The organism is Microbacterium sp. CJ77 (assembly GCF_002911615.1).
Classification (GTDB): domain Bacteria; phylum Actinomycetota; class Actinomycetes; order Actinomycetales; family Microbacteriaceae; genus Microbacterium.
Genome location: NZ_PQBR01000007.1, coordinates 1 through 21,336, shown reverse-complemented (window position 1 = coordinate 21,336; position 21,336 = coordinate 1). Strand labels below are relative to the sequence as shown.

The 21,336-nt window shown below is 68.4% G+C and carries 21 protein-coding genes; 6 read left to right on the top strand and 15 right to left on the bottom strand.

The window, feature by feature from the left end; translation table 11 throughout:
- Nucleotides 1-3: 3 nt before the first annotated feature.
- From C2868_RS05960 to C2868_RS05900, 13 genes are all read right to left on the bottom strand, one after another.
- A complete protein-coding gene (locus C2868_RS05960) occupies nucleotides 4-801 on the bottom strand; it encodes an ABC transporter permease (protein WP_100810928.1) in 798 nt (265 codons plus the stop codon).
- A complete protein-coding gene (locus C2868_RS05955) occupies nucleotides 801-1,646 on the bottom strand; it encodes an ABC transporter ATP-binding protein (RefSeq protein ID WP_100810929.1) in 846 nt (281 codons plus the stop codon). Before C2868_RS05955 ends, C2868_RS05960 begins: the two co-directional genes overlap by 1 nt.
- An 80-nt stretch (nucleotides 1,647-1,726) precedes the next feature.
- The gene (locus C2868_RS05950; protein WP_157813915.1) at nucleotides 1,727-2,827 is read right to left on the bottom strand and encodes an ABC transporter substrate-binding protein; all 1,101 of its coding nucleotides are present in this window, start codon (nucleotides 2,825-2,827) and stop codon (nucleotides 1,727-1,729) included.
- Nucleotides 2,828-2,918: 91 nt separating this feature from the next.
- Entirely contained in the window at nucleotides 2,919-3,398 is a 480-nt protein-coding gene (locus C2868_RS05945) for an aconitase X swivel domain-containing protein (protein WP_100811353.1), read from the bottom strand.
- The gene (locus C2868_RS05940) at nucleotides 3,395-4,675 is read right to left on the bottom strand and encodes an aconitase X catalytic domain-containing protein (protein WP_100810931.1); all 1,281 of its coding nucleotides are present in this window, start codon (nucleotides 4,673-4,675) and stop codon (nucleotides 3,395-3,397) included. The genes C2868_RS05945 and C2868_RS05940 overlap by 4 nt, the downstream gene beginning before the upstream one ends.
- 257 nt (nucleotides 4,676-4,932) lie before the next feature.
- Complete coding sequence (locus C2868_RS05935; protein ID WP_100810932.1) at nucleotides 4,933-5,862, bottom strand: carbohydrate ABC transporter permease; 930 nt, start codon at nucleotides 5,860-5,862, stop codon at nucleotides 4,933-4,935.
- Nucleotides 5,863-5,870: 8 nt separating this feature from the next.
- Entirely contained in the window at nucleotides 5,871-6,848 is a 978-nt protein-coding gene (locus tag C2868_RS05930) for a carbohydrate ABC transporter permease (RefSeq protein ID WP_232711184.1), read from the bottom strand.
- Between the two features lie 3 nt (nucleotides 6,849-6,851).
- A complete protein-coding gene (locus C2868_RS05925; RefSeq protein ID WP_100810933.1) occupies nucleotides 6,852-7,766 on the bottom strand; it encodes a phosphodiesterase in 915 nt (304 codons plus the stop codon).
- A 52-nt stretch (nucleotides 7,767-7,818) separates the two neighbouring features.
- On the bottom strand, nucleotides 7,819-8,595 hold the full coding sequence (locus C2868_RS05920; RefSeq protein WP_181003369.1) for a tyrosine-protein phosphatase: 777 nt from the start codon (nucleotides 8,593-8,595) through the stop codon (nucleotides 7,819-7,821).
- 38 nt (nucleotides 8,596-8,633) lie between these two features.
- On the bottom strand, nucleotides 8,634-9,980 hold the full coding sequence (locus C2868_RS05915; RefSeq protein ID WP_100810935.1) for an extracellular solute-binding protein: 1,347 nt from the start codon (nucleotides 9,978-9,980) through the stop codon (nucleotides 8,634-8,636).
- A gap of 60 nt (nucleotides 9,981-10,040) precedes the next feature.
- Nucleotides 10,041-11,177: an ABC transporter ATP-binding protein gene (locus C2868_RS05910; protein ID WP_100810936.1), complete on the bottom strand. Its 1,137-nt coding sequence runs from the start codon at nucleotides 11,175-11,177 to the stop codon at nucleotides 10,041-10,043.
- A gap of 101 nt (nucleotides 11,178-11,278) precedes the next feature.
- Nucleotides 11,279-12,187 carry a MurR/RpiR family transcriptional regulator gene (locus C2868_RS05905; protein ID WP_100810937.1) on the bottom strand — a complete coding sequence of 303 codons (909 nt, stop codon included), beginning with the start codon at nucleotides 12,185-12,187 and terminating at the stop codon, nucleotides 11,279-11,281.
- A gap of 133 nt (nucleotides 12,188-12,320) precedes the next feature.
- Nucleotides 12,321-13,424: a hypothetical protein gene (locus C2868_RS05900; protein WP_100810938.1), complete on the bottom strand. Its 1,104-nt coding sequence runs from the start codon at nucleotides 13,422-13,424 to the stop codon at nucleotides 12,321-12,323.
- 196 nt (nucleotides 13,425-13,620) lie between these two features.
- Between C2868_RS05900 and C2868_RS05895 the strand changes: the two genes are divergently transcribed.
- From C2868_RS05895 to C2868_RS05870, 6 genes are read left to right on the top strand one after another with little or no spacing between them, the layout of a single operon-like run.
- Nucleotides 13,621-14,118, top strand: a complete 498-nt coding sequence (locus C2868_RS05895; RefSeq protein ID WP_157813916.1) for a MaoC family dehydratase — start codon at nucleotides 13,621-13,623, stop codon at nucleotides 14,116-14,118.
- Between the two features lie 35 nt (nucleotides 14,119-14,153).
- Nucleotides 14,154-15,056, top strand: a complete 903-nt coding sequence (locus C2868_RS05890) for an SDR family oxidoreductase (protein WP_103663123.1) — start codon at nucleotides 14,154-14,156, stop codon at nucleotides 15,054-15,056.
- A 5-nt stretch (nucleotides 15,057-15,061) separates the two neighbouring features.
- Nucleotides 15,062-16,678, top strand: a complete 1,617-nt coding sequence (locus C2868_RS05885) for an AMP-binding protein (protein WP_181003368.1) — start codon at nucleotides 15,062-15,064, stop codon at nucleotides 16,676-16,678.
- Nucleotides 16,675-17,556 carry an amidohydrolase family protein gene (locus C2868_RS05880; RefSeq protein WP_100810941.1) on the top strand — a complete coding sequence of 294 codons (882 nt, stop codon included), beginning with the start codon at nucleotides 16,675-16,677 and terminating at the stop codon, nucleotides 17,554-17,556. The genes C2868_RS05885 and C2868_RS05880 overlap by 4 nt, the downstream gene beginning before the upstream one ends.
- Complete coding sequence (locus tag C2868_RS05875) at nucleotides 17,553-18,782, top strand: acyl-CoA dehydrogenase family protein (protein WP_100810942.1); 1,230 nt, start codon at nucleotides 17,553-17,555, stop codon at nucleotides 18,780-18,782. The genes C2868_RS05880 and C2868_RS05875 overlap by 4 nt, the downstream gene beginning before the upstream one ends.
- A gap of 58 nt (nucleotides 18,783-18,840) precedes the next feature.
- A complete protein-coding gene (locus C2868_RS05870; RefSeq protein ID WP_100810943.1) occupies nucleotides 18,841-19,821 on the top strand; it encodes an aldo/keto reductase in 981 nt (326 codons plus the stop codon).
- Between the two features lie 26 nt (nucleotides 19,822-19,847).
- Here the strand turns inward: C2868_RS05870 and C2868_RS05865 are convergent, their stop codons facing one another.
- Together C2868_RS05865 and C2868_RS05860 are read right to left on the bottom strand one after the other, a co-directional pair.
- The gene (locus C2868_RS05865; RefSeq protein ID WP_198519531.1) at nucleotides 19,848-20,645 is read right to left on the bottom strand and encodes an IclR family transcriptional regulator; all 798 of its coding nucleotides are present in this window, start codon (nucleotides 20,643-20,645) and stop codon (nucleotides 19,848-19,850) included.
- Between the two features lie 179 nt (nucleotides 20,646-20,824).
- Nucleotides 20,825-21,199 (bottom strand): VOC family protein, encoded by a 375-nt coding sequence (locus tag C2868_RS05860; RefSeq protein ID WP_100810945.1) that lies wholly within the window; start codon nucleotides 21,197-21,199, stop codon nucleotides 20,825-20,827.
- Between the last annotated feature and the right edge of the window lie 137 nt (nucleotides 21,200-21,336).

Sequence of the window (21,336 nt, the reverse complement as noted above, 5' to 3'; positions counted from 1 at the left end):
TGCCTACGCGGTCGTGTTGCGCAGGCCGTAGACCGATTCGTGCCACGGGATGAAGAAGCGCTTCAGCTCGTTCACGATCAGGTACAGCGCGAGTCCCAGGAGCGACAGCCACAGGATGAGCGCGAACGTGAGCGCGGCATCCAGCTGGTTCATGCTCGACACGACGAGGAATCCGAGTCCCTGGCTGCCGGCGATGTACTCACCGACGATCGCACCCGTGGTGGCCAGGACGATGCCGACCTCCATGCCCGCGAACAGGTAGGGCTGGACGCTGCGCATCTCGAGCTGGAAGAGGGTCTGGGTGCGCGTGGCGTTGAGGCTCTTCATGACCTCGCGCTGACCCTGCTCGACCGAGCGGACGCCCAGCAGCATGTTCAGCATGATCGGGAAGAACGCCAGCAGGGCAGACAGCCAGATCTTCGACGTGATGCCGAACCCGAACCAGATGACGAACAGCGGGATGAAGGCGACCTTCGGAGCGACCTGCGTGATCACGATGAGCGGGCGGACGCTCGCCTCGAGCCAGGGCAGCTTGCCGAGCAGCACGCCGACGACGACACCCGTGACGACCGCGATCGCGAATCCGATGAGGATCTCCGACAGCGTCGTGAGGGTGTGCCCCCAGATGCCCGGGGTGGAGAAGAGTCCGATGAACTTCTCACCCACGGCCGCGGGGGGCGGGAACAGGAACGGGTTGACCTGTCCGATCGTGACGACCAGTTGCCAGATCACGATGATCACGACGACGAGGACGGGCGTCACGATCCAGGGCAGGATCCGCATGACTTTCTGACGGTTCATCAGTTCTCCTCGTCGATGTCGTGGCGGAGCTTCCGCACGATCTCGTTGAATTCGGCGGTCGTCGTCGTGTCGATCGTGCGGGGCTTCGGCTCGGCGACCGGCAGGATCTGCCGCACACGCCCGGGACGCGGCGTCATGTGGACGACGCGGTCGGCGAGGAACACCGCCTCGGGGATGTCGTGGGTGACGAAGACGACCGTCGATGCGGTCTCGAGGACGATGCGCTGCAGCTCGAGGTTCATCCGTTCGCGGGTGAGTGCGTCGAGCGCACCGAAAGGCTCGTCCATCAGCAGCAGTTCCGGCTCGGTCGACAGCGCGCGGGCGATCGCGGCGCGCTGACGCATCCCGCCCGAGAGCTCACGCGGATAGGACTTCTCGAATCCGCTGAGCCCGACGAGCGCCGCCAGTTCGGTGGCACGGGCCCGCCTGGCTTGTTTGCTCGCCCCGCGCAGCTTCATCGGCAGGGCGATGTTGTCGAGAACGGAAAGCCACGGGAACAGGTTGCTCTCCTGGAAGACGAAACCGAGCTTGGTGATGGCCGATTCGTCGACGGACGTTCCGCGCCACAGGTTGTTGCCGTCGACCTGGATCGTTCCGGCGCTCGGTGCGAGCAGACCGCCGATCATGCGCAGCAGGGTGGTCTTTCCGCAGCCCGACCGTCCGATCAGGGCGATGAACTCACCGCGCTCGATGGTGAGGTCGACGCCGGAGACGGCGTGCGTGGTTCCGGATCGCGTGACGAAGTCACGCCCGACGCCTGCGATCTTCAGACGCGGGACCGCGTCCGTCGATCCTGTCGAGGGGGTGCTCCCGCTGGGGGACGGAGTCGGGATCGGGGTGCTCATAGGGGCATCATCGCTCTCGTTTCAGGGGAAGGTGGTGGCCCCGCGGAGTCCGCGGGACCACCACCGGGTGGATGCGAGGTTCAGTCGGCGGGCAGCAGATCGCTCGTGATCCAGGCCGACGGGTCGGCGCCGCCCTTGAGCAGACCGCCCTCGACGTAGGCGTCGTAGATCGTCGTCCAGTAGTCCTCGTCGTTCTCGAGCAGCCCGACAGTGCCGCTCGAGTCGATCCAGGTCTCGGAGGTGTAGGTTTTGAGGGCCTCCACGGCGATCGCGTCGTCGTTCAGCGCCGCGAAGTCCCAATCGCCGCTGTCGCGGAGGGTTGCGAGGACGTTCGCGAAGTCGTTCTCGCTGTCGTCGATGATCTCCTGCGTCGCCTCCTTGATCGCGGCGAGGAACAGCTCGATCTCTTCGACCCGCTCGGGGTTCTCGAGGTTGGACTGGGTCGTGATCCACACCTGACGCTCGGGGGCGTCCACGAGTCCGGCAGGGCTCGACACGGCGTCCGAGTTCTGCTCCGTGATGCCGATCGAGGTGTCGAGGCTGACGACATAGCCGTCGAGCTGACCCTGCTTGACGAGCTCGTACGTCGCCGACGTGACGGGGACGGCCTGGCGGGTGACCGAGTCACGCGGCACGCCGGCCTCATCGAGGGCGAAGTTGAGCATCTTCTCGCTCGTGCCGCCGACCGAGCCGAGGCCGATGACCTTGCCCTCCATGTCCGCGGCGGATTCGATCGGGTTGTCCTCGGTCGAGATGACCCGCAGGTTGCTGCGGTACGCCATGGTGCCGACACCGATGATGGGCTGACCGGACTCCATGCCCGGCATGACATCGACGGTGCTGACGCGGGTGATCGGGGTGGCGCCGCCGAGGAGCGTCTGGATCGCCGCCGAGGTGCCCTGCACGGGCTGCAGCTGGACGTCGAGGCCGTAGTCCTCGAAGATCCCGGACGAGTAGGCGTACATCTCGGGCGTGAAAGTGAACGACTGGAGCGGGAGGAACGACACCACGACGATGTCGTTGAGTTCGGCGGGGGCCGACTCTCCGTCCGTCGAGGGTGCGGTGGCCGTGCCCGAGCATCCGGCGAGAGCAAGCGCGGCGGCCGCGGCGAGCGCCGTGACCGTGATCCGGATGTCGCGGCGGAAAGACCAGGGGCTCTGTTTCTGCATTGCTGTGGACATTTCGACTCCTGTGTCGGCTGGTCCCGCCCGCGACTGTGCGGGACGGTCCAACGAGTGTGCCGAGCCTAGCCCGCGAAAGAAACGCTTCTTTTTACTGGATGGAAGCGACCGGGTGAACTCGTGCCGTCGTCGCGCGGCGCAGCACCGTGACGACGCCGTTGTCTCCATCGACGCGGAGCAGATCACCGGTGCGGATCACATCGAGCGGATCGGGTGCGGCTTCGACGACGGTCGGGATGCGCGTGACGATGGCCCCGAGCACCGCCTTGGTCGTGACGACGTTGAACACCATCGCGGCGGGCGCCGTACCCATCAGGCGCGTCGACTGGAAGAATCCCGACCACCCGGACGAACCCTTCGCGCCCGGGAAGACGAGGACCTTGCCGGTGAAGCACACGCCGAAGAGCTCATGGCGCGGCTCGATCACCGTGCCCGTCGCGACATCGATTCCGCCGAAGCCCGAGACCGGATCGCGGGTCACGAGCGCCTCGGCCTCAACGGTCCCGGGCACGATGCCTCGTCCGCGCAACTCGATGATCGGCTCGCTCTGTGCGTCGCCGTCGGCGCTCATGCGAGCCCACCGCGCCAGCGCCCGGTGACGGCCGCGTCGACGCACTCCTCGAGCGTGCCGAACCAGGCCTCGATGCCGAGGATCGCGGGCAGGTAGTGCGCCTGTTTCGCGGAGTCGGTCGCGAACACTTTCGTGCCCGGAGGGGCCGCACGCGACATGGCCGGGCACGAGTCGGTCAGCACCTTGCCGCCTGCGCGCGTGATGGTGCGGGTGTATCCGTTGCGGTCCGCCATCGTGCGCAGGGCCCGGGGCGTCATGACCCAGAGCTCCGTGCCGTCGTTCAGCCGCTTGTCTTCGAGCAGGTGCGCGACCAACGCGATCTGGTCGAGCGAGGCGTGCGGGCAGCCGAGCAGGATGAAGTCGACCTCGTCGCTCTGGCCCTGCGCGTTGAGGGTGTCGTACACCCAGCGCCGCTCGGCGGCGCCGTACCGGATCGGTTCGGGGATCGCTCCCCCGCCGAACGCCGCCTCCAGCGTCGGTGCCTCGGGGGTGATGCCCGGGATGTGGAAGATCTCGACGCCGCCGGAGGTCGCGGTCGCGGCGCCGAAGTGCTTGAGGTCGGCGAGGTCGGGCTGGGCGAGCGATCCGACGATCGCCGGACGCGCCTCCTGCACCAGCTCGCCCACGTAGTAGCCGAGCATGCCCCACTCCTGGAACGTGTCGATGCGCGCGTCGGCCTGCAGCAGGTGGGTGGCGTACCGGTTCTCGGTGATGTGGTTGCCCCAGTACGGGATCTTGCCCGTGAGCGAGGCCGCACCCGTCGACGCGCCGCCCTCGCAGTTCGTGCGGGCGCCGAGCACCGAGTTGGCGTAGACGACGGCGGAGGACTCCATCCAGGCGACGTGCTCGCCGCGGACGGGCAGGTTGCCGACCTGGTACGGCGTGCAGGTCGCCAGGATGTTCACGCCGCGCTCGGAGTAGTAGTTCTCTGCATCCGTCTGCAGCTCGATGGACTGGGGCGAGTACGCCGTGAGTCCCTCCGCGTCGTCCGAGAATCCGTGCTGCAGCTGGCAGGTGGGCACCTTCATGCGCGGGATCTCGATGTCGTCGTCGCAGTCGAGGTTGATCACCGCGTAGGCCTTCGCCCACCCTCCCTCGCGCACGAGCTGCGCCTTCGCGGGCGAGGGCTGCGTCATCGTGCCGGCGACGTTGCGCGTGTCGACGAGGCGCTCCGCCCCGAGCGCCTCGCCGTACCGGATGAGCAGGTCCATCGCCGCGGCGACCGCCGAACCCTCGGCGCCGTCGCGCATCCGCATCTCTTCGTCGGTGAGATTCATTCTGTCCCGCGCGGAAGGCCGTCATGCGTCTCGGAGAGAATCAGAAACATGCGTGGAGCTCCTCTGCGTCCGCTGGCCCACCGCGCCGGGGGCCGATGACAATGTCGCACAGCAGCGAGCAGAACCGCGGCGGCGGTTTCACTGGCCGAAAGGCCCCATCGTCGTGGTCTGCCTCCCGCCGCAGGCTGAACGGTTGGCTGCGGTCACACATCCACGTCCCCGGGGCTGGAGGACGCGCCGTCCGAGTGCCACACCTGCTACTTCAAACCCGACCGGACGAAGGCGTCGACCACATACCGCTGGAGGAAGATGTAGATCAGCAGCACCGGGACGCACGCGAGCCCGGCCGCCGCCATGGTCGCACCCCAGTTGTTGCCCTCGGCAGAGAGGAAGCTGCGCACCCCCACCTGGACGAGTGCGTCGCCCTGACGCATGATCAGGGTCGGCCACAGGTATTCGTTCCAGGCCGAGATGAACGCCATGATCCCGAGGGCGGCAAGAGCCGGCTTCATGTTCGGCACGACCACGCTCCAGAGCGTCGACCAGCTCGACCGCCCGTCGAGGTGGGCGGCCTCGAGCAGCTCGCGGGGGAATGCACGCATGTGCTGCACCATCAACAGCACGGCGAACGCGCCGGCGAGCTGGGGCACGACGACCCCGCCGATCGTGCCGAGCAGCCCGAGCTGGGACACCAGCAGATAGTTCGGGATCATCGTCACCTGGAACGGCACGAGCCACGAGCCGATGAACAGGAACATCAAGAGCTTGCGGCCCGCGAAGTCCCACACCGCGAAACCGTAGGCTGCGAGGACGGCGATGAACAGCTGCGCTGCGGCGAGGATGAGGGACATCGCGAACGTGTTCAACAGCATGTTGCCGATCGGGATCGCTTCCCACACATAGGCGAAGTTCTCGAGGCTCAGGGGCCACGGCAGCAGAGTCTGGTCGAGGGCGTTCTCGGGTGCGCGCAGCGCGGTCGCGAACATCCAGTACACGGGAAAGATGCTGAAGAGCGCGAGCACGACCAGCACGACGTGCCCGACGACCACACCCGAGCGCGTGCGAGACGCGACGGCGCGGTCGTCGACTGCCTTCCGCGATCGCGCGACGGATACAGCTCCGACCGGGGCGTCGGTGACGGGTGTCCGCGATGCGATGGCGGGTGCGGTCACGGTGACGAAAGACATCGGGATCCTTAGTTGTCGTAGAAGCTGAGGCGATCCTGCAACTCCAGGAAGATGAACGCGATCACACCGAAACCCGCGAAGAAGATGACACCGGCGGCCGCGGAGATACCGGCGTCGAAATTCTGGAACCCGAACTGATACAGCAGGTAGTAGATGTTCGTGGTCGAGTTCGTCGGCCCTCCCTGGGTGAGCAGGTCGATGATCGGATACGTCCACTGGGCCGCCAGGAGGATCGTCATCAGCGCGAGGAAGACGATCGTCGGCGACAGCAGCGGCAGCGTGATGCGACGGGTGATCGTGCCGGTGCCGGCCCCGTCGAGGGACGCCGCCTGGCCGTACTCGGGGCTGATCCCGGCGAATCCGGCGGCGACGACGAGCACGCCGAATCCGAGCATCTGCCATCCGACGATGACGATCACGGCCCAGATCGCGAGGTCGGCGTCGCGGAACACGTTGGGCATGTCGATACCGGCACTCGCGAGCACGGTCGCCACGGCCCCCTGCTCGGCGAAGAGCCACCGCCAGACGGCGCTCGTGGCGACGGGGGTGATGAGGAACGGCACGAAGATGAGCGCCTGGTAGAACGTGCGCAGCCGCCCCTGCACCTGTCGTGCCAGGAGCGCGATCGCGATCGGCAAGACGAGCGAGAACACGAAGAACGCCGTGATGTAGACGACGGTGTTCCAGAGAGCGGTGTGCAGCTCCGGCAGGGCGACGACCTCGGCGTAGTTCTGCATACCGACGAACGTCTTCGGGCTGGTCGGCAACAGGTTCCAGTCGTAGAACGACAGTCCGAAGGTCTGTGCCAACGGGCTGTACGTCCAGACGATGAGGAATGCGACACCCGGCAGCACGTACAGGTAGGGCACGAGGGTGCCGGGACGGATCCGACGCCGCCGGGGCGATGTCGGCGCCGGATCCGCGTCCGTGCTCGCCGTCGCGTGCGCGGCGGCGCTTCGCGCGGGCGGTGTGACGGCGAGGAACACGGGTTACTCCGCGCCCGTGGCGACGGATGCGTCGACAGCGGCGACCTGCTCGGCCGGCGTCATCTTCATGAAGGCCTCGAGCATCTCGGGCGTCATCTCGTACACCGTCGGGTACTGGCCGATCGGCACGACCGAGTGGAGCACCCGGTCGCCGTAGACGTGCACGAGGTTGTACGACTGCGCGCCGTCCTGACCGCGCGCTCCGGGGTACACGACGTTCAGGTCCTGCGTGTAGCAGGTCGCCGAAGCCACCGACACGGGGATGCCGGCGAACGTGCTGTGCGTGGAGTAGTGCAGGTGACCGCCGAGGATGCCCCGGACATCGGTTCCCTCGATGACCCTTGCGAGGCGATCCTGGTCGCGCAGCTCGACGAGGGCGATGAGGCCGAGCGGGCTCGGCACGGGCGGGTGGTGCAGCGCCAGGAGGGTGCCGTCGGGCGCGGGCACCTCGAGCTCGTGCGCGAGCCACTTGAGCTGCGCGTCACTGATCTCGCCGTGGTGGCTTCCGGGCACCGTGGAGTCGAGGGCGATGATGCGCAGGCCGTTGACGTCGTACACGCGGTCGACGGGCTGGGACTGGTCGCCGTCCTCGTCGAGGAGGCCGCGTCGGAACGCGACGCGCTCATCGTGATTTCCCATGACCCAGATCACCTCGGCCCCGAGCCGCTCCGCGGCGGGTTCGACGAGGGCGCGCAGGCGCTCGTACGCGTCGGGCCGTCCGGTGTCGGCGAGATCACCGGTGAAGACGATCGCCTCGGGACGGGCGTTCGACTTCGCGAAGCCGTCGAAGAGCTCGGCGAGATAGACGTCGGAGTCGACTTTGTCGTGGAGCAGTTCTCCCGTGCCGACGAAGTGGGTGTCGGAGACGTGCAGGATGAAGTGCTCGGGTTCGGGGTGCTGCCCCTGGATGCGGTTCATGATTGCTCCTGTCGTGTGTGATGAGGGCGCGATCTGCGCGTGGACGGATGCGTCAGCCGACGAGTGCGCGCGTCAGCCGATCGAGTTCACCGTCGGTGAGTCCCTGGCGGCGGAGGTACTCGCGGATCGATCCGTGCTCGTGATCGATCCGTTCCAGCACAGCCTCCATGACCGGCGCCGGGCTCGCCGTGACGAGCTCGACGATCTCGGGCGTGAGTTCTTGTCCGCGGCCGGTGAATGCGGTGAGCATGGCGTCCGCCCACTCCCCCGCGAGGTTCGCCGACGTGGCGGCATAGTCGGCCACCACCTCGTCGCGGTCCACACCCGCCGCCAGCAGGGCGAAGGCGACGACGAGGCCCGTACGGTCCTTGCCTGCGGTGCAGTGCACCAGCACGGCTTCGTCGTCCCCCGCCTCGGCGATCACGCGGATCGCCGAGGCGAGATGGGCGCCCCGCTCGTCGACCATGTGGTCGTACACCTCGGCCAGGCCGATCCGTGCGCCGGCCTGGCGGGCCGGGGCGGCGTCGTCGAACACGGGCAGGTGGTGCACCCGTGCCGCGAGGCCGTCGAGCGCGCTCGGCGCCGTGAGCCTCTCGTCGCCGCCGCGCAGGTCGACGACATGTGCGACGCCGAGGTCCGCGAGGCGCGCACGCCCCTCTTCGTCGATACGGTGCAGGGCGTCGGAGCGGAACAGCTTGCCCCAGCGAGACGTGGCGTCGCCGGCGCGGTAGCCGCCCGTGTCGCGCAGGTTGTACAAGCCGCTCACGCGGTGGTGGCGCACAGGGCCCCGCTGCTCGGCGGTCGGGGCATCCGTCGTCCCGCCGCTCATTCGACTCGTCCCGCCGCTCATTCGATTCGTACCGCCGCTCATTCGATGAGTCCCTGGGCGCGCTCGGCGGCCGCGGTCATCGTCTCGGCCGGGTCGGCGCCGTAGAAGATCGACTCCTCGATCGCGGTGGCCAGCACCTGGTCGACCTGCGCGTAGCTGTCGCCCGGGTACGACACCCACGGCTCGAGCGCGTCGAGCTGATCGAGGTTCGGCTGCACGAGGGGGTTCGCCTGGACCCACTCGTAGAGGGGGCCGCCCTCCTCTGTCATGCTCGCACGCAGCGGCAGGTAGCCGATCTCGGTCGAGATGACCTCGTACGCCCTCGGGCTCGTCATCCACTGCATGAGCTCCCACGAAGCCGCCTGCTTGGCCGGGTCGCTCGCGAACATCGCCAGAAACGAGCCGGAGTTGGTCGGGACGACCGGCTTGTCGCCGAACGCGGGCAGAGGGCGAGCGTCCAGCGTCCAGCCACCCGCCTGTGCACCGCCCATGAAGGCACCCTGCAGGGCCGAGGTGTTGACGTGGATCGCGGTCTTGCCCTGGGCGAAGGCCTCGTACTGCGTCGTGGCGTCCTCGTTCGTGAGGATCCCGTCGTCCCACATCGCGCGGAACGTCTCGACCGTGTCGATCGCCTCGTCCGAGCCGAACTCGATCGTCGTGCGGTCGTCGCTCAGCACGCGCCCACCGTTCGACAGGAACAGTCCCTGCATGCACCAGCTCCCGCCCGTGATGACGCACGACGCACTCATGGACGGCGCTCCCGTGGTCGCGGTGATCTGGGCCGCGGCCTCGGCGACGGCGTCCCACGTCGAGAGGTCGACCGTGGCGGGGTCGAGCCCGGCCGCCTCGAACTGCTCCTCGTTGATCCAGAGGATCGGCGTCGAGAACACGTACGGCAGGCCGTACGTCGCTCCCTCCCAGTCCGCGAGCACCTGTGCGCGCTCGTGGTAGGGGTACTCGCCGCCGAACTGCTCCGAGAGGCCTTCCTCGCCCACGAGCTGGGTGAGGTCGAGCGCCCCGAGGGTCGTGGCGGCGAAGTCGAGCTCGTTGAAGGTCAGCTGTGCCACGTCGGGCGGGTTGCCAGCGAGCACCTGCTGCTGCACGCTCGCCGCCGTGCTGGCGGACGAACTGGGCTGCCCCACGACGGTGATGTTCGGGTGCTCGACCATGAACTCGTCGAGCAGCGTGTTGATCGCGTCCGACCAGGTGCCGACGTTCGCCAGGTTGTACGACTCGAACACGATCTCGACCTGCTGGTCGTCGGCGAGTTCGGTGAGGGATCCGGATGCCGTGGCATCCGTTCCGGCGGCGGTGGCGCAGCCTGCGAGGGTGATGCCGAGGAGCGCCAGCGAGGCGATCGAGGCGCGACGAACGGAGGTGTTCATGAGGGGTGTTTCTCCTGTGGTGTGGGATTCGGGTTCGGGATGGGGGTCTGGGTTCGAACGTCAGGGGGCGAGGGCGACCGTGCGATCGATTGCCGGCGCGGGGGCGGGCTCGTCGACCCATTCGAGGCGGCGGCCCGAAGAGCGCTCGAACAGGTGGGCGTGCGAGGCGTCCGCGTGCAGGGTCACCTCGTCGCCGCGGGTGCATACGACGTCGCGCGAGGTGCGCACGTGTACCCGACCGGCGCCCGTGCTGCAGGTCAGGATCTGTTCGCCGCCGAGGTTCTCGACGATGTCGACGCGACCGACGAGCGTGATGCCACTGCCGTCGATCGGTCCGCGCGTCACGGCGAGGTGCTCGGGGCGGATGCCGAGGACGACATCCAGATCATCCGTCGTCCCGGGCCAGAGATCACCGGCGACACCGTCGGCGGTGACGGCCACGGTGCCGTCGATGGTCGTCACCCGAGCGTCGAGGAGATTCATGGCCGGACTTCCGAGGAAACCCGCGACGAAGACCGACTCGGGACGGTCGTACACCTCTTCGGGGGTGCCGTACTGCTCGATCCGCCCCGCGTTCAGCACGACGATCTTGGTCGCCATCGTCATCGCCTCGACCTGGTCGTGGGTGACGTACACGAACGTCGCGCCGAGGCGCTGGTGCAGGGCCGTGAGCTCGTGGCGCGTCTGGGTGCGCAGCTTCGCATCGAGATTGGACAGCGGCTCGTCCATCAGGAAAGCCTTCGGGTTGCGGACGAGGGCTCGGCCGACGGCGACGCGCTGACGCTGTCCGCCCGAGAGCTCCTTCGGCTTCCGATCCAGCAGATGTCCGATCTCGAGGGAGTCGGCGACCTCCTGTACGCGTCGGGCGATCTCGCTCTTCGAGATCTTCTGCACGCGGAGCGGGAACGCGAGGTTCTTCCGGACGCTCAGGTGCGGGTACAGCGCGTAACTCTGGAAGACCATGGCCAGGTCGCGCTTCTTCGACGGAAGGTCGGTGATGTCGGCGCCGTCGAGCCGGATGCGTCCGGTCGTCGGCTCGAGCAGCCCGGCGATCATGCGCAGCAGCGTGGTCTTGCCGCAACCCGAGGGACCGAGCAGCACGACGAAGTCGCCGCGCTCGATCGTCAGGTCGATGTCGCTGACGGCCGCCGTGTTCCGGAAGCTGCGTCCGATCCCGGTGAGCTGGATCGTGCCCATGAGACGCTCCCCGCAAGCGTCTCAGTTCTCGGGAATCTCCCGTGAAATTCGCTTGCACCCAGATTCAAGGGAGCGAAAGTAAATTGCAAGGAAATGGGACGTCAACGGATGCCGGTGGCTCCGGAAACATCCCGCTCCGCGCCTGCGTCCTCCGTGACGATGCCGAGCACCTCATCCCGGACCGCGGCGCGAGCCCGCTCCGCCGTCTCCTTCATGCGCTCCGAGACCGCCATCTGCAGCGCCGAGAGCACCAGGTGCTGCACGAGCCCGCTGCCGACCATGCCCTGGTCCCAGGCCTGGAAGCGCGCCCCGGCGATGAGCAGGAGGGCGGCGTTCTCCGCGAGCGGCGCACGCGTGAAACTCGTCACGCCGATCACGGTGGCTCCGGCCTCCGCCGCCGCCGCCGCGACCGCGAGGGTCGCGGCGTTCGCGCCGCTCGAGCTGACGACGAGGCACACGTCCCCGGGCGAGAGGACGCTGGCCGTCAGCTGCTGCACGACGCCATCGGTGGGCGCCTCGCAGGATCGACCGTTCATGACGAAGGCGACCGCGACCGACTGAGCGGCTGGTCCCGAGGCCCCGGTGCCGGCGACGAGCAAACGCGGAGCGCGAGCGATCGCCTCCGCCGCGGCGTCGAACACGTCCGGATCGACCGAGGCGAGCGAGGTCTGGATCACGTCCGACGCGCCCTCGGCGAGAGCATGGAGCCACCCCGCCGTGCCCTCGGCTCGAATGCCGCCGTCCCTGACCGCAGCGCCGAGGTCGCGCACGAGCAGAAGGCGCAGGTGCTGGAACCCGCGGAATCCGAGCGCCTGACTCATCCGGGTCACGGCGGCTGCCGAGGTGTCTGCAGCTTCCGCGAGATCGGCGCCGGACATGTTCACCACGTCCTCCGGGCGCTCCGCGCAGATACGTGCCGCGCGTTGGGCGCTCGGGATCAGGGACGGCAGAACCGCGAGGATGTGATCGATCGTCCCCCCGACGGGCGGCTCGGTGGCGCGTGCGTTCATGAGTTCGGGTCTACCACGTCTTCGCGACGCCCAGGTGGCCGAGAGTTCACCGCCGGAGCACCGACGGCGATCCGGCGCCGGCCGAGGCGCCGCATCCGCACCGCGGGCGGCTGCGCGTCCCGCCCGCGGCGCCCTACCCGTCGACCTTGGTGGATGAGAAGGGGATCGCGCGAGGCGGGTTCAGGGTGAAGACCTCGACGACCGCCGAGACACCCGCGTTGTCTGCGCCGGCGACGACGATCTGCACGTTCGTCGGATGACTGAGCAGCCGCACCCGGTCGGGGGTGTCGCTCCCGCTTGCCGTGTCCGGTGTCGAGTCGGGGTGATCCGCGGGCAGCCGCCAGCGGCTCTTGTTCGACAGCGCATCTTTGCCGACCCGTGCCAGATCGGCCCGATCGCGGACAGCGTTCTCGAAGATGAAGTTCCGCAGGTCGTCCTTGCTCCATCCCGCGTTCGCGAACAGCTCGGCGTGCTCGGGAACGAGCACGAGCAGCGTGGAGGTGTACTCGTGGATGAGGGCGCCCGTGCGGCAGATCGTGTCGACGAAGTCGAGGGCGAGCTGCTCGGGGATCATCGTGTGTCGCGCCTCGATGTGCACGACCGAGCGGATGACGAACATCGTCGCGACGCTGTCGGTGGGCTCGAAGCCGTGCTCGACCGAGAACGAGGGCCAGGGGCTCTGCTCCTCGTTCTCGGCGATGACCGCCGTCACCTTCGACGGGTTGCCCTGCGTTGCCTGGTCGAGCCCGTGCGGGTGAAGGCCGAAGACGTTGATCAAGCCGAGGCGGATGGCTCGCCCGATCGTGGCGTTGGAGCGGAAGCCCCCGCCGAAGATGTTGCCGCGGCTGTTGATCTCGAGCTCGGTGCGCGCGGGTCCGTTCACCAGGAGGAACGGCGCCGTGCCGGTCGTCGACTGCCAGATGCCGCGGGCGGGGTGCGGCTCTTTCGCCACCGACTCCCACGCGGCGATCACGGTCGGCAGGTACTCGGGCTTGCAGCCGGCCAGAGCCGCGTTGAGCGCGGCGAGGCGCACCGTGATGCTGCGGTTGAGGTGGGCGACCGTGAAGAGGACCTCGGCGGGATCCCGGTCGACCGTGGCCAGGAACTCTGCGAGATACGACTCGGTGACGGGAACGACGGGCAGTCCGTCCGTCCACTCGTTCTGGAAGTAGTACTCGACGGCGTCGATGATCTCGTGGGAATCGACTTCGGGCGTGCTGGACACCGTGACAGACATGCGTGGAACTCCTCTGTAACCGCTGATGTGAGCGCTGACCCGCCGCGCCGGGGGGCCGCAAGCAATGTCGCATAGGGCCGCGCGGGCCACCGCCGGTGGTTTCACTGTTCGAAAAGCCGCGTCTCAGGGTGACTGTCACACGGCAGGATGGCGCAGGTACCCCATCACGGGTACCCGATCAGGCAAGGAAGCCCGCATGACCGACAATTCCCCGGCGAGCACGCCGGAAGCCTCCGAGCAGCTGCAGGTGTTCACGACGATCGACGAGGTCGGCAGCATCGAGGGCCGGGCTTTCGGCCCCTCGACCTGGCGCGCGATCCCGCAGGACGACATCGACCTCTACGCGCAGCTCTCGGGCGATGACAACCCGATCCACGTCGATGCCGAGGCCGCCGCCACGTCACCGTTCGGCGGGCGGATCGCGCACGGGATGCTGACGCTCAGTATGGTCGTTCCGCACCTGCGCGAGATCTACAAGGTGTCGGGCACGAGCACGGGCATCGTCTACGGCTTCAACAAGATACGGTTCCCGAACGCCGTGCCCTCGGGCGCGAGCATCCGCGTGCGTGGGACGGTCGCGAAGGTGGAGGAGATCCCCGGCGGCTGGCAGGTGACCCTGGCGCTCGTGTTCGAGGTCGAGGGCGCGACGAAGCCGGCCGTCGCGGCCGAGCTCGTCCTGAGGCACTACAGGTGAGCGGCGTGGGCATGAATGCGGGAGGTCTCGAAGACATTCGTCTCGACGGTCGCGTCGCGATCGTCACCGGCGCGGGGCGCAGCCTCGGGCGCGCTTACGCGATCGCCCTGGCCGACGCGGGCGCCGCGGTCGTGGTGAACGACGTGGACGCGGGCTCCGCGGCCGACGCCGTGACCGAGATCGAGGGCCGCGGCGGGCGGGCGATCGCGTCGGTCGGCCCGGTCGGGTCGGCCGAGACCGCGCAGCAGCTGGTCGACGACGCCGTGGCCGCCTTCGGTCGCCTGGACGTCCTCGTCGCGAACGCCGGGGTGCTGCGCGACCGCGTCCTGTGGAAGATGTCCGACGACGACTTCGACGCCGTGGTCGCGACTCACCTGCGCGGAACGTTCACGACGGGACGAGCGGCGGCGATCCGGATGCGCGAGCAGGGCGAGGGCGGACGCATCATCGTGATCGGCTCGCCCGCGGGTCAGTTCGGGTCATTCGGGCAGACCAACTATGCCGCCGTCAAGGCGGGGCTCGTGGCGATGGCGCGCACCTGGTCGCTCGAGCTCGCCCGGGCCGACATCACGGCAAACGCCGTGATCCCGATCGCGATGTCGCCCATGACCGGCACGATCCCCGCGTACGCGGAACTGTACGAGCGTTATCTCGCGGGCGAGCCCATTCCTCGCGAGATCCGCCGCGACAACGGGCTGGGCGGGCCCGAAGATGTCGCACCGCTCATCGTCTGGCTCGCCTCCGAGAATTCGCGGACGGTCACCGGGCAGGCGATCGGCATCGGCGGAGACCGCCTGACCCTCTACGCGCACCCCGCCGTGCTCGATGTCGACTTCTCCGACGGCGGCTGGAGCGCCGCAGGGATCGACGCCAGCTGGCAGGAGCGTTTCGCCCCTCAGGCGCAGACATCCGGTCCCCCCTCTCGCGCGGAGGGGTGACGTACGTGATCCGCATCCACTACTCCGACCTCTGGCAGGGCATCGCGCGCGAGGCGCCGGAGCGCACGGCGATCATCACGCGTCACGGTGACATGACATGGGGGCGGTTCGCCGCCGAGTCCGGTGCCCTCGCCCGCTACCTGGTCGACGAGTGCGGGCTGCAGATCGGGGATGCCGCGGCGACGCTGCTCTACAACCGGCCCGAGTACCTCACGTTCACGTGGGCCTGTCTGGCGACGGGTGTCGCGCCGGTCGCCCTCAACTACCGCTACACGGCCAGCGAGGTACGGGCGCTGTTGATCGATTCGGACTCGAAGGTGCTCTTCGCGCCCGCGTCGTTCGGCGCGATCGCCGCCGAGGCCGCGGCGGGCCTCGACATCCCGATCGTCCTGGTCGACGACACGGACGGCATGTTCGACAGCTCCTCGATCCCCGGCGCCATCCGCTACGACGACATCGTGGCGACGGGCGGTTCCATGCCGGCCGAGGCTCCCGCGGGCGCCGTGCTGCGCCTCTACACGGGCGGCACGACGGGCGCGCCCAAGGCGGTCGAGTGGGATCTCGACACCCTGCTCGAGGCCCGCCGCCAGTCCACCTGGGCCGTGACCGGGATCGAGCCGCCGACGACCCTCGAGCGCGCGATCGAGATCGCCATCGACCCGGCGACCCCGCGAGTCGTGACCCTGCCGATGAGCCCGATGCTGCACGGCACGGCCCAGTCGATGACGATGGGCACGCTCTCGCTCGGCGGCACGATCGTGCTGCACGCGTTCGCGAGCATGGACCTCGACGAGGCCTATCGGCTGCTGACCGAACACCGGGCGACGCGGCTCATCGTCGCCGGGGATGCCCTGGCGCTGCCGCTCGCCGAGATGGCGGAGCAGCACCACGGACTCCCCCACGTGAAGTGGATCTTCTCGTCCGGCATGCGGTTCAGCGACGACGTGAAGCGTCGCCTGCACTCGATCGGCGACCTCGAGATCATCGACCTGCTGGCGTCGAGCGAGGGCGGTCCCTACGCGTTCGGCATCACGAAGGGCGTCGACGACCTGCCGGCCCGGCTCGTGCTGACGCCCGGCGCCGTGCTGCTGGACGAGGACTACAACGAGATCTCGCTCGAGGCCGGAGCCCTCGGCATCCTCGGCTACCGCGGCGTGCTACCCAAGGGCTACTACGGCGATCCCGAGAAGACGGCGAAGACCTTCCTCCAGATCCGCGGGCACCGCTACGTCGTGCCGGGCGACTGGGCGCGTTCGAACGGCGACGGCACGATCGATCTGCTCGGGCGCCTCTCGGCCGTGGTCAACACCGGCGGTGAGAAGGTGTTCCCGTCCGAGGTCGAAGAGGTGCTGCTCGCGCACCCGAGCGTGGGCGACGCGATCGTATTCGGCCTGCCGCATCCGCGATTCGGAGAGGCCGTCAGCGCGATGGTCGCACCCGCGGAGGGCGCCGAGATCGACAGCGCCGAACTGCTCGGGTTCGTCGCGTCGCGACTGGCCGGATTCAAGAAGCCGCGGCACCTCTTCGTCCGCGAGACGCTCGGCCGCTCGATCACGGGCAAGGTCGAACTCGCGCGGGTGAAAGAGGACGCGCTGCGCGAACTGCAGGAGGCGAACGCATGAGCCCGATCCCCGGATTCGACCCCGACGCACTGACCGCGATCGACGTGCACGTGCACGTCTCGATCGACTCGACCGGTCGTACGGCGTCGCCGCCCGCGCTGACCGAGGCGCTCGCGAAGTACTTCAAGAGCGACGAGAAGCCGCGGGATGTCGACGCCACCGCGGCCTACTATCGCGAGCGGCAGATGGGCGCGGTCGTCTTCACCGTCGACGCGAGCACGAACCTCGACCATGCGCCGAACAGCGTCGACGAGATCGTCGAGGGCGCGGCGCGCAACGCGGATGTCCTCATCCCCTTCGGCAGCGTCGACCCTCTGCAGGGTGAGGCAGCCGTCGACGAGGCCCGCCGACAGGCGTCGATCGGCGTACGCGGCTTCAAGTTCCACCCGACCGTGCAGGCGTTCGATCCGTCCGACCCCGCCTACACCCCTCTGTTCGACGCGATCGAAGAGCTCTCGCTGCCGATCATCGTCCACACCGGGCAGACCGGCGCTGGTGCGCAACTGTCGGGCGGATACGGGTTCCGGCTCGGCCTGTCGAATCCGATGCTGCTCGACGACGTCGCGGCGCGGCATCCGGACCTGCAGATCGTGATGGCCCACCCGAGTGTGCCGTGGCAGGACGAACAGTTGTCGGTCGCAACCCACAAGAGCAACGTCTGGATCGAGCTCTCGGGCTGGTCGGCGAAGTACTTCGCGCCCTCGCTCGTCCGCGCGGCCCGCACCTACCTGAACGCCAGGACGCTCTTCGGATCGGACCTTCCGGCCCTGACCCCCGACCGCTGGCTGAGGGACTTCGACGCGCTCGAACTCCCGGATGCGGCCCGCCAGGCGATCGTCAAGGACAACGCCGTGCGACTGCTCGGACTGGGCCGATGAACGAGCCGACCTCACCGTTGGCGCGGGTTGCCGCGACCGCACCGCGACGGGGCGGGCCGCCCACCGACCTGCTGGGCTATGCCGCCGATCTGCTGAGCACGACGGAACGCGCGAAGCTGCAGGCCCTGCGCGATCTGCTCGAAGAGAGGGCGCGTCCGCACCTGGCGGAGTGGTGGGAGGCCGGCGAATCCCCCGCGCACCTGCGCACGGAGCTCGCGGCCCTGCGCCTCGAGGACGACCCGGCGCTCCTCGATGCGGACGGGGCCCCGAACCCGTACTACATCGGCTTCAAGCACTTCGAGTTCCAGCGCTTCGACGCATCCATCGGCACGCTCTACGGCGGCCAGGTCGGCATGTTCCGCACGGTCGTGCGCGAGGGCGGCAGTCCCGAGCAGGTTGCGCGCCTCGATCCGCTCATTCCCTCTTTCGAGCTGACCGGATGCTTCGCCCTCACCGAACCCGAGCACGGTTCCGATGTCGCGGCCGGCATGCAGACGATCGCGACGCGCGAAGGCGACTCGTGGCGCATCACCGGGCACAAGCGCTGGATCGGCAACGCCGCACTCTCGGATCTGATCTTGGTCGTCGCAAAGGACGTCGCCGATGGGGCCGCCAAGGCCTTCCTGGTGCCACGCCATGCGCCCGGCGTGACCGTCACCGACATCCGCGGCAAGATCGCGCTGCGCATGGTGCGGAACGGCGACATCACGCTCGACGACGTCGTGGTGCCCGAGTCCGAGCGGCTGCAGCGCATCGACTCGTTCCGGGACGTCTCGGCGATCCTCGCCCAGCTGCGCTACGTCATCGGGTGGAACGCGGCCGGCCTGCAGATCGGCGCGTACGAGGCGGCGCTCCGCTACGCCCTCGGTCGAGAGCAGTTCGGGCGGCCGATCGCCGGTTTCCAGCTGATCCAGGAGAAGCTCACGCGCATGCTCGGCAATGCGACAGCGACACTGTCGTTCGCGGTTCGCCTGACCGACCTGAAGGTGCGGGGCGAGCTCACCGAGACCGTCGCCGCGTTGGCGAAGACCTGGGCCGCCGACCGTGTGCGCGAGACCGTCGCGCTCGGTCGCGAGATCGCCGGGGCCGAGGGCATCCGGGTCGACAATGACCTCGCCCGTTACTTCACCGACGCCGAGGCGGTCTACACGTACGAGGGCACGCACGAGATGAACTCCCTCATCGTCGGGCGCGCGATCACGGGGCTGTCGGCGTTCACGCGCTGACCCGCTCTTCCCCGACGTAGACCAGGGTTCACCAGGGTTCACCATCCAGGAGGCGATCGTGCAGTACACGAAACTCGGCGCGAGCGGTCTGACCGTGTCGCGCCTCGTGCTGGGGTGCATGAGCTACGGCGAACCCGGGCGCGGTGGGCACGGCTGGTCGCTCGCCGAGGACGACTCGCGGCCCTTCTTCCGCGCCGCCGTCGAGGCCGGTATCACGACGTTCGACACCGCGAACGTGTACTCGCTCGGTTCGAGCGAGGAGATCACGGGACGGATGCTGCGCGAGTTCACGACACGTGACCGGGTCGTGATCGCGACCAAGCTCGCCATTCCCATGGGCCCGGGCCCGAACGATCGGGGCTTGTCGCGGGGAGCGATCATGACGCAGGTCGACGCGTCGCTCGCGCGCCTCGGCACCGACTACATCGACCTGTACCAGATCCACCGCCACGACCCGCGTACGCCCATCGAAGAGACGATGCTGGCGCTGCACGACATCGTGCGGGCGGGCAAGGTCCGCTACATCGGTGCGTCGTCGATGTGGGCGTGGCAGTTCGCGCGGATGCAGCACGTCGCCGAGCTGGGCGGCTGGACCCCGTTCGTCTCGATGCAGGACCAGTACAACCCGATCATGCGCGAAGAAGAGCGCGAGATGCATCCGTTCTGTTCCGCGACCGGGGTCGGGGTGCTGAGCTACAGCCCGCTCGCCCGGGGCCGCCTGTCTCGTGCGCACGGTGAGGCGAGTGAGAGGCTCGGGCTCGACGAGACCGGTGCGAAGCTCTACCGCCAGGACGAGGCATCCGATCGCGCGATCTCGGACGCGGTCGGACAGATCGCCGACGAGCGGGGCGTCAACAGGGCTCAGGTCACGCTCGCGTGGCAGTTCACCAAGCCCGCGGTCTCGGCGCCGATCATCGGGGCGACCAAGCCGAATCACCTGTCCGACGCGGTCGCGGCGCTCGATCTCGAGCTCACGTCCGAAGAGGTCGCGCGTATCGAGGCGCCGTACACGCCGCGTCGACCCGAGGGGTTCGTCTAGCCGGGATCTCGGGTCCTCGGCCTGGCTCAGTTGGCCGCGTCGCCGTAGCCCGCGGCCGCGAGGGTACGCGAGATCGAGGTCGCGGTCAGGCGGATCAGGTGCACCATCCCGCGGAGATCGCCCGTACCGGGCGGGTAGGCGAGCGAGACCGAGGCGATGACCGAGCCGTCGAATCCGCGCACGGGTGCCGCGACCGCGACGTTCTCGAGGTCGGTCTGCCGGTCGCTGACGGCGTAGCCGCTCCGCTGGATGTCGACCAGCACCCGCTCGAGCGTTTCGCGGTCGGTGTAGGTGTGCGCGGTGAAGGCGGGCAGGTCGCCCGACAGGACCTCTTCCTGGATGTGCCGGGGCGCGTAGGCGAGAAGCACCTGCCCGATCGCGCTGATGTGCATCTGGTAGCGGTCGCCGATGATCGGGCGGCGCGGGTTCTTTCTGGGGTTGTGGAAGCGTTCGATCGAGACGAGTTCGATGCCCTCGCGGATAGCGAGATGGGTCGCGAATCCGGTCGTCTCGTACAGGTCGAGCAGATAGGGCCGCGCGTAACGCTGCAGTCCGACCGAGCGCGGTGCACGCGATGCGACTTCCCAGAGTCGCAGGCCGACGCGGTAGCGGCCATCCGTGTCGCGCTCGAGCGCTCCCCATTCGGTCAGGCGTTGCACGATGCGGTAGCAGGTCGCGATCGGGAGGCCGCTGTTGCGACTGATGTCGGAAAGCGCTTGACGCGAGCGAGTACCTTGAAAAGTGGCCAGGATCGAGAGTGCGCGATCTACGACCGAGCGCGACCCGGCATCGGGGTCGAGGACCTTCATTGGCGCCATCGTCATGCGTGACAGGCTACTCCTCGATGTACGCTTTGGCACCTAGGAGTACGCTGAGCGTTCACGCCGTATCGCCCGTGCGCCCGATTTTCCGCTGCTCGACAGGGTCTTTCCGCCCGCCGAACCGTCACGAACCGCTGCATGGATCGTCCGTATCGAGCGATTCGTAACGGTTCGATCCCGGATCACAGGTACGGGCGCGTGATGAGCTCCAGGTAGCGGCCGGACGGATCGAGCAGGTATACGCCGCGTCCCCCGTGTTCGTCATTGATCTCTCCCGGGCGGGTGCGCTGCGGGTCTGCCCAGTGCTCACGACCGCTGCCGCCGATCTTCGCGTAGGCGCGGTCGAAGTGTTCGTCGTCGACGAGGTACGCATAGTGCTGGGGCGGGAATTCGATCGACGGAGCCGCGAACTGCAGCAATACCCCGTCGCCGATGAGGATGTTGGTGAACGGTCCCCAGGACGGGGCCTCGTCGGCTTCGAGCAGGTCCCGATAGAAGTCGGCCATCTCGGCCGCATCCTGGGACGCGATGATGGTGTGGTTGAAGCGCGCGGTCATGATGCTCCTTCGTCTGTGTGAGTGGGTCGAGGTCGCACAGACGACGGGAGGGGCGCGGATCAGCGATCGACCAGTTCGCCGATCCGGGAGCGGCCGCGAACGGCCTGGCTGGTCATCATCCCGCCGATGCTAACGGG